Annotated in this window: 10 protein-coding genes; 2 read left to right on the top strand and 8 right to left on the bottom strand. The window is 66.1% G+C overall.

The features are described from left to right. The first annotated feature begins 1 nt into the window (after position 1). Positions 2-418: a hypothetical protein gene (locus NKT36_RS18155; RefSeq protein ID WP_327053841.1), complete on the top strand. Its 417-nt coding sequence runs from the start codon at positions 2-4 to the stop codon at positions 416-418. Between the two features lie 94 nt (positions 419-512). Then, entirely contained in the window at positions 513-998 is a 486-nt protein-coding gene (locus NKT36_RS18150) for an Lrp/AsnC family transcriptional regulator (protein ID WP_327053840.1), read from the top strand. A gap of 531 nt (positions 999-1529) precedes the next feature. Here NKT36_RS18150 and NKT36_RS18145 read toward each other — a convergent pair. The 8 genes from NKT36_RS18145 to NKT36_RS18110 form a co-directional block, all read right to left on the bottom strand. Continuing rightward, positions 1530-2423, bottom strand: a complete 894-nt coding sequence (locus tag NKT36_RS18145) for an ABC transporter ATP-binding protein (RefSeq protein ID WP_327053839.1) — start codon at positions 2421-2423, stop codon at positions 1530-1532. Further along, positions 2423-3538, bottom strand: a complete 1116-nt coding sequence (locus NKT36_RS18140; protein ID WP_327053838.1) for a FecCD family ABC transporter permease — start codon at positions 3536-3538, stop codon at positions 2423-2425. Before NKT36_RS18140 ends, NKT36_RS18145 begins: the two co-directional genes overlap by 1 nt. Positions 3539-3540: 2 nt before the next feature. Beyond that, positions 3541-4488 (bottom strand): FAD-dependent oxidoreductase, encoded by a 948-nt coding sequence (locus NKT36_RS18135; protein ID WP_327053837.1) that lies wholly within the window; start codon positions 4486-4488, stop codon positions 3541-3543. Between the two features lie 2 nt (positions 4489-4490). Continuing rightward, positions 4491-5678 (bottom strand): ABC transporter substrate-binding protein, encoded by a 1188-nt coding sequence (locus NKT36_RS18130; protein WP_327053836.1) that lies wholly within the window; start codon positions 5676-5678, stop codon positions 4491-4493. A gap of 189 nt (positions 5679-5867) precedes the next feature. Beyond that, positions 5868-7052, bottom strand: coding sequence for an ABC transporter substrate-binding protein (locus NKT36_RS18125; RefSeq protein ID WP_327053835.1), 1185 nt, complete (start codon positions 7050-7052; stop codon positions 5868-5870). 342 nt (positions 7053-7394) lie between these two features. Continuing rightward, positions 7395-8099: a hypothetical protein gene (locus NKT36_RS18120; protein ID WP_327053834.1), complete on the bottom strand. Its 705-nt coding sequence runs from the start codon at positions 8097-8099 to the stop codon at positions 7395-7397. Between the two features lie 148 nt (positions 8100-8247). Further along, the gene (locus tag NKT36_RS18115; RefSeq protein WP_327053833.1) at positions 8248-8676 is read right to left on the bottom strand and encodes a hypothetical protein; all 429 of its coding nucleotides are present in this window, start codon (positions 8674-8676) and stop codon (positions 8248-8250) included. After that, complete coding sequence (locus tag NKT36_RS18110; protein ID WP_327054147.1) at positions 8673-9542, bottom strand: ParA family protein; 870 nt, start codon at positions 9540-9542, stop codon at positions 8673-8675. Before NKT36_RS18110 ends, NKT36_RS18115 begins: the two co-directional genes overlap by 4 nt. Between the last annotated feature and the right edge of the window lie 345 nt (positions 9543-9887).

Genomic DNA, 9887 nt, shown 5'->3' with positions numbered 1-9887 from the left:
CATGATATTCAACGAGAAGAACACGCCCGAACCGGACTACGACAACCTCGTCGCCCAGCTCCAGGACCGCTTCGGCGACGGCCTCCGCTGGGTCGCCTCGTTCGACGCGACCCGGTACGATTACGTCATCCACTACGTTCGCGACGACCTCAGGACCGAACTGTCGAGCCACGAGTTCGACGTCATCGTTCACCGCTCGATCGCACTGTTCCGGCGGCCGTACGTCGAGGAGGTGTACGCCCATCTCGGTCAGGCCCGGTCGCTGATCGTCGAACACGAACGGGCGACGGCCGTCCACCTGTACCTCTCGGAGACCAGCGGCGTGATCGTCAAGGTCAGGGCCGGAAACGAGATCTCCGTCCCCGCGTTCACCGAGGAGTGCACCGACGCACTGTTCCCGGAGGAAGACGCGTCGTGATCCCCGCGGCCCCGCGCGGCGGTACCGTCCGGAGGCGGTCGACGCGCCGCACTACAGCGTCGTTCCGATCCGCGGACGACTCTCGACCCCCGACATGACGCTCGAAGGTCTCGACGAACTGGACCAGCACATCCTCGCCGAGTTACAGCGCGACGCTCGACACGCCTCGTCCAGGGACATCGCGGCGAAGGTGTCCGCCTCGCCCAGCACGGTCCGGAAACGGCTCCAGCGGCTCGAGGACGAGGGCATCGTCACCGCGTACCGGGCCGAGGTGGACTACGACCGGGTGGGCTACGACCTGCACGTCCAGATCGTCTGCACCGCACAGATTCCCGAACGAGAGGCGATGGCCGACGCCGGGCTGGCGGTTCCGGGCGTCGTCGGCGTTCGGGAACTGGCGACCGGAGAGCGAAACGTCGTGTTCACCGTCGTCAGCACGGACAACGACGACCTGACGCGCATCGCCGCCGCCCTGAGCGAACTCGGTCTGACCATCGTCGACGAGGAGTTGATACCCGCCGAGAGGGTGAAGCCGCTCTTCGAGTCCGCGCTGGACGACACCGCGACCGAGCGCGAGTGACGGCCACGGGAGAGGTGATGACCACGGGCTGTTTCGAGAAGGCGGGCACGTGCGACACTCCATCGCCGGGTCGCGCGTGAAGCTGGCGATGGTCGAGCGCGACCACCTTCCCGGACCGGTCGAACGCATCGGCGCGGAGTCAGGGACGCCGACCGTCGCGGTGCTGGTGACCGACGCTCTCGTCCTGGCGTTCTTCGTCACGTTCACCGTCGTCTTCGGGTCGCCGCCCGGCGTGCCAGGAGGACAGGCCACCCTCGGTCTCGAATCGCTCGCGCACTTCGCCGAGTTCATGCTCCTCGCTGGGCTGACGTTCGTCAACGTCGCGCTCGTCCAGTCGCGACGGAAGCGTCCCGAACTGGAACGCCGGTTTCGGACGCCCGGCGTCCCCTGGGTGCCCCTGGTCGTCATCGGGTCGAACCTCGCGCTGCTGGCGAGCCTGGAGCTGCTGAGCGTGAGCATCGGCGTGCTCGCGGTCGCCGACGGCGTCGTCGTCTGGGTCGCCGTCCTCGACTGGGGGCGGATTCGTCCTCGCTACTCGTCGAGCGCGCGGTGGGGGGCGATGTGGGGGCCGGTGTCGGCCTCGCCGTCGACGTCGGCGTCGACGCGGAAGACGTCGGCCAGCAGCTCCTCGGTGACGACCTCGCGAGGCGGCCCCCAGTCGTAGGGTTCGCCGTCCTTCATCGCGATGAGGTTGTCCGCGAACCGCGCGGCCTGCCCGATGTCGTGGAGCACGACGCCGACGGTGACCCCCTCCTCGCGGTTGAGCGTCCGGACGACCTCCATCACCCGGAGCTGGTGGTGCAGGTCGAGGAACGTCGTCGGTTCGTCGAGCAGCAACACGTCGGTGTCCTGTGCGAGGACCATCGCGATCCACGCCAGTTGCTTCTGGCCGCCGCTGAGGTTCCCGACCTCGTCCTCGCGGAGATGGTCGACGCCAGCCAGGTCGATGGCCCGCTGGACCGCCGCGCGGTCCTCCTCGGTGGCGGACTCGAAGAACCCGCGGTGGGGGTATCGACCGTGGTAGACGAGGTCCTCGACGGTGATGGAGCCCGGCGACTCGTTCTCCTGTGAGAGCAACCCGAGCCGCCTGGCGAGCTCCTTCGAGTCGAACGACTGGACGCGGTCGCCGTCCAGCAGGACCCGTCCCCGTTCGGCGGAAAGCTGGTCCGCCATCGACTTCAGCAGCGTGCTCTTCCCGCTCCCGTTCGGACCGACGAGAGCGGTCACCTCGCCGGCGGGGATCGTGACGTTGTCGCACTCGACGACCGGTTCGTCCGTGGTCGGATAGCCGACGGCGAGGTCCTCGCCCACGAGTTCGCTCGCGGTCTCGCGGTCGGCGGCCGACCGACCGTCTCCGTGTGACGGGGACCCCGCGTCTCCATCCCTGCGTGTAGGCTCGTCCCCGTAGCTGGTCTTCTCGCTCATCAGATCTCACCCATCTCGTCCTGCTTGCGCATCAGGTAGAGGAAGTACGGCCCGCCGATGACGCCCGTGACGACGCCGACCGGTACCTGGATGGGGTTCAACGCCAGGCGGGCGCCGACGTCAGCGACGACCATCAGCGCCGGACCGGCGAACACGCACCCGACGAGCAACCGACGGTAGTCGCTCCCGACGGTGAGGCGGACGACGTGGGGGACGACGAGGCCGAAGAAGCCGATGATCCCCGCGACGGAGATGGCGGCGCTGGCCGCCAGGATAGCGACCCCAGACAGGAGGAACCGGACGCGCTCGACGCGCATCCCGAGCGAACTCGCCGTCTGCTCGCCCAGCAACAGCAGGTTCAGCTGGCGCGCACCGGCCAGCGCCAGGAGCACGGCGACGGCCGTCGGCAGGGCCGCGATCCGGAACTGCTCCCATCCGACGCCCGTCAGCGAGCCGGTGATCCACGCTATCGCCGACTGGACGGTGCCCAGGTCGTCGGCGAAGAAGAACAGCGCCCGCTGGAGCGAGCTGAACACCATGTTGACGATGACGCCCGCGAGCACGAGCCGGACCGGACTCGTCCCGCCCTTCCAGGCGATGGAGTACACCAGCAGGAAGGCGATCGTCCCGCCGAGGGCCGCCAGGATCGGGAGGAACGGCGCGAGACTGCTGAACACGACCAGTGTGAGCAGGACGGTGAAGCCGGCGCCGGAGCTCACGCCCAGGACGAACGGGCTGGCGAGTTCGTTCCGCGTCACCGCCTGGAAGATGGCACCCGACACCGCGAGACACATGCCCGCCAGGACGGCGACGAACACCCGCGGCATCCGGATGTTCCAGACGATGAGGCTCCGCTTGTTCATCTCCGGCACCTCGCCGCCGAGCAGGAAGTACTCCCACGCGTTCGGGTTCAGGACGACCTGCGGATCGAACACGGCCCGCCACGCCTCGACGAAGCTCATCGAGAACGCGCCGAAGCTCACCTGCACGAGACCACCGAGGACGGTGATGGCGACGCTCCCGGCACAGAGTGCGACGAGCGAGGAGTCGACCCAGTCGACCAGTCGCTCTCCACTCGACTCCGGGGGCGACTCACTTGCTAGCTCGCCCGCCATCGTCACCGGTTCACCTCTACCGAGTCGGCATCGATCTCGCGCGCCCGTTCGAGGACGAGTTCGTCGTCGACGTGGTCGAGCAGACGACGCTGGCCACGTTCGGTCCGGCGTTCGATCTCGTCGTCGGTTATGTAGGTCGCCAGGCGTCGGTCGATGTGGCGCTCCCGCAACGTCACCCATCGGTCTCCGTCCAGATCGGCGTCGTCGGGGCAGCGGTCGTCGTACCACTCGCGCCACCGGTCGCGGTCGGACCACTCCGCGTCGCGTGCCGCCTCCCGACGGACCCAGTCGTAGTGGTCGGCGACGGACTCGGGGTAGCCGGTCGCGCGACGCGCATCACGAACGACGGCGAGTCCGACGCGCGCGCCGCGGCCGGCGGCGACGATGGCCTGGCGGTCCGCCTCGTCCGACGGGGACGCGACGTAGAGGCCGTCGACGGGCGTCGTCCCGTCCGATTCCGGGTACGACCGAGCGAATCGCTCGCGCTCCTCGCCGTCGTACTCGACCGTCTCGAACATCGTCCCGTCGTCGAGCGGACGGAGGTAGTCGCCGTCGTACCGGGTGGCCGCGACCACCCGGCGGGTCGAGACCCGTCGACCGTCCTGCGTGCCGACGACGAACCCCTGGCCGTCCTCTTCACGCGTCACCGACTCGACGAGGTCGGCGATCAGTTCGGAACCGGCTTCCGCGACGTGGTCGTGCAGCAACCCGTACAGCGTCTCGACGTCGACGCCGGCCGGGAACCCGGGGTAGTTCTCCAGGTAGGCACACTGCCGCATCGAGGAGCGGCCGCGGTCGAAGACGGCGGTGGCGAGGCCGTACCGGGCCGCGAAGACGGCGGCCGAACAGCCGGCCGGGCCGCCCCCGACGACCACGACGTCGTAGTCGGCGTCCTCCCCGTCCCCGCCAGGCGTCTCACTCGCTACGTCGCCCGTCCCACCGGTGGCCATCGTCAGCTATCTCCGTTCACGACGTCGGCGACCCGCTGGCGGTCGAACAGCTTCCGGTCGCCCATGGCGTCGGGGTAGACCTGCCGGGCCGCCCGCTCGGTCACCACGAGGTTGATGATCGGCCCCTGGTAGAGCGGGCCGCCGCGGTAGACGTCGCCGTTCGTCACCGCCGTCAGCGCACTCGCGGTCGAGTGGTTCTCCAAGAACGAGACGACGGTGTTCTGGAACTCCTCGGCGGTCTTGGCCTCGTGGCCGCGACAGAGCAGCACGTCCGGATCCACCTCCAGCAGCGTCTCGTAGTCGATCTGGCCGCGCGTGGCGTGGAAGTCCTTCACGTCGGAGTTGCCGAGCGCGTCCTTCACCTTCAGGTCGCGCCACTGCTTGAAACTCGTCCCCTCGCCGATGACGTAGGGGTAGAACCCCTCGGGTTCGTCGCCGCCCGCCCAGACGATGGCGACGCTCGGTCGCTCGCTCTTCGAACTCGGGACGACCTCGCTCACCTTCGACTGGAACTCCTCGTGGAGCGCCGCGAACTGCTCGTAACGCTGCTGGCGCTGGAACACCTTCGAGAGCTTCTCGAACGCCTCGTACAGCGAGAGGTACGGGTAGTCGTCGTGCCACTCGTACCCGGTCGAGAAGATGCTGTTACCGAAGAACGGCGCGATGTTCTTCTCGATCTCGTCGACGTCTGACTGTTCCCAGCCCTTGAAGCGATTCTTCAGGAAGTTGGGGTCGATGACGTGCACGTCGCCGTCGAGCTGGTAGAACAGCTCCTTGCTGACGCCGTCGTTGGAGAGGGCCTGCATCCCGCTCTTGTCGACGGAGACACCCGGAATCTCGTCGTAGTACTTCGTTCGGTAGCGGCTGGGCAGCCAGACTGCCTTCGGCGGTTCGACGCCGAGTGCGGCACCCATGTCGGCCCAGCTACCGTTGTTGGCGACCCAGGTCTCCGGGACGCTCTCGAACGTTACCTCCCCGACCGGTTTCATCGAGACGGAGTACGGGCCATCCGTCGTGGTCGTCTCGGTGGACGTCGCGCCGGTCGACGTTCCATCCGTCGTCGTACTAGTGGTCGTCGTGTCGCCGTCCGACGTGTCGCCAGTACAACCAGCCAGCAGGGCTGCACCGGTCGCAGCACCACCTTTCAGGAACCGTCGTCGCGTCGCATCGTCGCTGAATCTGTCGACCATATGATTTAGGCCCGCCTAAAAGTAATTAATGGCTTCGGTTTAGGGTTGCCAAAACCGCTCTGTCAGTTTCCTTTTCCGACCGTACGGATAAACGTCCCGGAAGACGTCGGGGTCTCATGGTCGTACCGCTGTCGATGTCCGGATCGCACGCACCCTGACCACGAGAATCGGCCCGGGTGGTCCAACGGCTCAGGCGTCACCCTTGCTGATGGCGGCGACGCGCTGGCGATCATAGAGTCGTTCGTCGCTGTCGAACTCGTCAGGGAACAACTGCTTCGCCGCGCGCTCCGTCTTCGCGAGATTCATGATCGGGCCCTGGTACATGCTGCCGGCGGGATAGACGTCGCCGTTCTGCACCGCCGTCAGTGCGCTGGCGGTGTCGTGCTCACGGAGGAACTCCAAGTACGTCGAACGGAATTCCTCGTGAGGACGGTGTTCGTCGGTGTAGAACATGATGACCTCCGGATCGATCTCCAGCAGCGGTTCGAAGTCGATGGTCCCGCGGTCCGACGTGAACGTCGCGATGTTCGACCCAGCGAGCGCGTCGGTGACGCCGAGGTCGTGCCAGTGTTTGTACGCCGTCCGTTCGCCCAGCCGGTACGGGTAGAACTTCTCCGGTTGGGTGGAAGCCGGCGACAGGAGCGCGATGGACGGTCGTTCGTCCGGCAGTCGTTCCGTAACGTTTCCGATAAACTCGTCGTGATACTGCTTGAAGGCCACGTAGCGGTCGCGACGTCGGAACACCTTCGCAACCTTCTCGAACGCTTCGTAGAGGTCGTAGTATGGGTAGTCCTCGTGCCATGGGTAGGTCGAGAAGCTGGTGTTCCCGCACATCGGAGCGACGTTCGTGGCGATCTCGTCCACGTCCGACTGGTCCCAGTTCGGGATGAGCTTCGTCATGTAGTTCGGGTCTATGAAGTGGACGTCGGCGCCGAGTTTGTAGAACAGCTCCTTCGAGATGCCGTCCTGCCAGAGGGAGGTCATCTCGTCCGTGTTCACCGAAATTCCCGGGATATCGTCGTACTGGTGAGTCCGGTACTCGGACGTGAGGACGACCGCGAGCGGTTGTTCCAGGCCGAGAGCAACGCCCATATCGGCCCAGCTCGGGTTCTCTGCCACCCACCGCCCGGGCACCGACTCGAACGTGACCTTCCCGACCGGCGGCATCGTGACCGAGTACGGGCCGTCGGTCGTGGTCGTCGTCTCGTCGCTCGACGTCCCATTTGACGTAGTCCTGTCGGACGTCGTCTCACCGGTCGTCGTGTCGCCGTCCGACGTGTCACCAGAACAGCCCGCAAGGAGGGCTGCACCGGCGACAGCGCTACCTTTCAGGAATCGTCGTCGTGTCGCGTCGTCGCTGGAACGCTCGACCATGTGATTTAGGCTAGCCTAAAAATAATTAATCGCTTTGGTTTAGGCCCGCCAAAAAACCACGTAGCTCGATTCCCCCACGATTTATATGAACGTTTTGAAACACGTCGGCTGCCCGTGGCCGTGCCACCGTCAGTGTCTGGCTCCACTCCTCCTACTATCGCCGACTCGTCACTTACCTCGTGACCATCACAGCGAACGCAACGCGAGTATCGCCGCCTGCCGGGATAGCTGAGACCAGCCCAGTCAGTCTGTCTCCTCGTTCCCGTCCAGTCGCCCCGCCGCTCTGCGGTCTCGTGGCCCGTCTATCCGTGCAGTACTTTATGTAGGTTTCCCATCGGTCGGTCAGTCGGTCATCGCTGCGGCGAGCAGACGGATGTTCGTCCCCAACTGTCCGACGAGCGCGCGCGGGAACCGCTTCCGTGCGCCGTCGAGGGCGTCGTCGAGTGCGGCGCTCGCGTCATCGAACACGCCGTCGCCGTGACCGAAGAGCACCCGCTCGGGGTCGAGGTCGCCGAGCGCGTCCCGCGGAGGAAAGAGTCGGTGTGAGAGCACGACGCCAACCCGTTCGTCGCCGACGGTGTACCCCGGGGCGGACGCGAGCAGGTCCGGCACGACGAGCGTCCCGTCGTCGGCGCGGTAGGCAACCGCCTCCGTCCACAGCGAGAGCGGGTCGAACCGTCGGACCCGGAACCCCGAGCCGCCGATCGCGACGTCGTACCGCTCGACCGGCGCGTCGACGCGGTCCGCGACGCGGTCCATCCAGCGCGGGACGTGCACGGCCACGTCGTGGCGCGCCGCGAACGCGCCGGCGTCCCGGGCGTGGTAGCTCGACAGGACGGCGACGCCGGCGACGTCGCCCAGTTCCGCGATCAGCCCGTCGACACCCGGCGCGTCCAGCGGGTCGAACACCCAGACCCCGTCGTCGCCGACGACGGCGTGACTCGCTCGCCGGCCTTCCTCGTCGGGGTGGGCGAGCCAGCCGACGCCGTCGGGCCACCGGTCGATTACCTGGAGGTCGGTCGATTCGGACCGCTCGTAGGCGGGCATGGGCGAATGTTATCTAGCAGGACACAATAAACGTCGGTTCGTCGTCGGGTCGGCGCGGTTTGCAGTCGAACACGACGCCCGCCTTCGTTACGTCACGACGGGCAAGGCAGACGCAATCGAGGACGGTCGTTCGACGATCCGAGGGCGGCTAGAGGTCGTAGCCCCAGTCGCGGAGAATCGTCGCCGCGTCCTCGATGTTCTGCATCCCCGCGAGATATATCGCCTCCCGGGCGTCCAGCCGATAGACGTCCTCGCCGACGAGCGACTCCAGGTCGCGTTCGGCGTCCTTGGCGCGCTCGTCCGTCGCCGACTGCACGAACAGCTGGTGGACGCTGTCGCGCTCGTCCTTGACGTTGTCGCGGCGCAGCGTGAGCGGGAGGTCCTCCCGGTTGATGCGAGTATTACTGTCCGATGTTACTGACTCGTCAGTAGTGCTGGTGTGACCGCCTGTGGCTACGTCGGTCTCGTCGCTCACCGACCCGTCGTCGGACGCGGGCGTGGACTCCGACGTGGAAGCGGGGTCGGCGTCGTCCTCCTCGACGTCGTCGCTGAACGGATCCGACGCGCCCGATTTCATGGCATCGCCTCCGGCTGTTCGAACTGTTCGGTCACGTGTGCCGCCAGTTCGTCGAACTTCTCCAGGGTACCCTCCTCGTAGTCCCGGAGGTCGCGGTAGTCGTCGTTTTCCGCGAGTTCGAAGACGCTGACCTGGTTCTTCCAGGCCTCGCTGAGCATCGACCCGCGTTCGCGGATCGACACCGGCGCGATGGGAATCTCCTGGCCCGAGAGCCGCTCCTGGTACTCCTCCTGGACGTTCGTGTCGGAGACCTTGTTCGGGACGATGCCGAGCACGCCGATCTCGATGTCGCCGAGCGTCTCCTCGATGTTGTCGACGACGTCGCGGAGCCCCTCCACGCTCTGGGAGCCCTTTGCGGAGAGTTCGGCCGGGATAAGCAGGTTCGACGTCGCGTAGATGGAGTTGTAGATGTGCTGGCCGACCGTCGCGGGCGGGTCGATGATGAGCACGTCGTACTCGTCGGGGACGTCCGCGTCGGCGAGCACGCGTCGGAGCTGTTTCTCCTTGGGCCAGCGGTAGTTGGCGTCGTGCATGTCCTCCTCCATCTGTGCCGCGCGGGTGAGGTTGCGCTCGAGCGATTCCAGCATGTTGTGACCGGGGACGATGTCGACGTTCTCCTCGGCGGACACGACGAGATCATCGAACTCGCCCTTCGGCCGCTCGACCATGTGCCGGACGATGTTGTCGACGTCCGGGTCCGAGCGCAGATGCTCGGCCCCGAAGTGGTGCGTGATGCTGCCGTCCTGGGGGTCCATGTCCACGACGAGCACGCGCTGTCCACGTCGGGCGTGCGCCGCCGCGAGGTTCACGGACATCGTCGTCTTGCCGACCCCGCCGGCCTCCGACCAGACGGTGTACGAGATCATACGATTCCGTTTTCACACCCCCCACATAAAAATACTCGTCAGACGAACTGCTTAGTATTACTGGCCAGTGTTACTGCCCATAGTGACCAGGCAGTGATATCACCAAGCAACGCCAGCGAGTAAACCGCAAGAAGGCTACTTGATCCGCGCCTATTTGGAGGAGGAGGACCGGAAGTCCGTGACTACCGACCCAGTGACGACCATCCACCGGCAGACCAGATAGTGAAACTGCCCAGACGTACTGTGCGACAGTACTGGCCAACATTACGCTCCAGCACTACCCACCAGACTGACTCGACAGTATCACCAGACAGCATAATTGCACAGCAACGCCAACCATAACTA

Source organism: Halomicrococcus gelatinilyticus, from assembly GCA_024227995.1.
GTDB classification, from domain to species: domain Archaea; phylum Halobacteriota; class Halobacteria; order Halobacteriales; family Haladaptataceae; genus Halomicrococcus; species Halomicrococcus gelatinilyticus.
The sequence above is the reverse complement of the archived record's forward strand: the minus strand, read 5'-3'. Positions and strand labels throughout refer to the sequence as shown.

Excerpts from the sequence above, each read along its gene's own strand:
- NKT36_RS18140 (WP_327053838.1), bottom strand. The coding sequence starts at position 3,538 with ATGGCGGGCGAGCTAGCAAGTGAGTCGCCCCCGGAGTCGAGTGGAGAG.
- NKT36_RS18110 (WP_327054147.1), bottom strand. The coding sequence starts at position 9,542 with ATGATCTCGTACACCGTCTGGTCGGAGGCCGGCGGGGTCGGCAAGACG.
- NKT36_RS18155 (WP_327053841.1), top strand. The coding sequence starts at position 2 with ATGATATTCAACGAGAAGAACACGCCCGAACCGGACTACGACAACCTC.
- NKT36_RS18130 (WP_327053836.1), bottom strand. The coding sequence starts at position 5,678 with ATGGTCGACAGATTCAGCGACGATGCGACGCGACGACGGTTCCTGAAA.
- NKT36_RS18150 (WP_327053840.1), top strand. The coding sequence starts at position 513 with ATGACGCTCGAAGGTCTCGACGAACTGGACCAGCACATCCTCGCCGAG.
- NKT36_RS18145 (WP_327053839.1), bottom strand. The coding sequence starts at position 2,423 with ATGAGCGAGAAGACCAGCTACGGGGACGAGCCTACACGCAGGGATGGA.
- NKT36_RS18120 (WP_327053834.1), bottom strand. The coding sequence starts at position 8,099 with ATGCCCGCCTACGAGCGGTCCGAATCGACCGACCTCCAGGTAATCGAC.
- NKT36_RS18135 (WP_327053837.1), bottom strand. The coding sequence starts at position 4,488 with ATGGCCACCGGTGGGACGGGCGACGTAGCGAGTGAGACGCCTGGCGGG.
- NKT36_RS18115 (WP_327053833.1), bottom strand. The coding sequence starts at position 8,676 with ATGAAATCGGGCGCGTCGGATCCGTTCAGCGACGACGTCGAGGAGGAC.
- NKT36_RS18125 (WP_327053835.1), bottom strand. The coding sequence starts at position 7,052 with ATGGTCGAGCGTTCCAGCGACGACGCGACACGACGACGATTCCTGAAA.